Below are 265 nucleotides of genomic sequence, written 5' to 3'. Positions count from 1 at the left end.
GCATGCCGCTGATCAGGCCGGCGAAGCTCAAGGGCATCATCAGGCGGCTGGGTGACAGTTTGAGGCGCGCGGCGATGCTCAGCACCACCGGTATGAAGATCGCCACCACCCCGGTCGAGCTCATCACCGAGCCCAACCCCGCTACCGCCACCATCAGCAATACCAGCAGGCGCACTTCACTGTTGCCGGCCCGCTCGCTCATCCACTCGCCAATGCGGTAGGCGATGCCGGTGCGCACCAGGCCTTCGCCGATCACGAACAGGGC

Annotated in this window: 1 protein-coding gene; it reads right to left on the bottom strand. The window is 65.7% G+C overall.

From position 1 onward, the window contains the following. A partial coding sequence (locus SB725_RS31725; RefSeq protein WP_410923411.1) for an SLC13 family permease occupies nucleotides 1–265 on the bottom strand: 265 nt, incomplete at both ends.

The sequence above is a fragment of the Pseudomonas sp. SIMBA_041 genome (genome assembly GCF_046535095.1).
GTDB classification, from domain to species: Bacteria; Pseudomonadota; Gammaproteobacteria; order Pseudomonadales; family Pseudomonadaceae; genus Aquipseudomonas; species Aquipseudomonas mucoides.
Note: the sequence above shows the minus strand (reverse complement) of the source record. Positions and strands in the feature narration are given on the sequence as shown.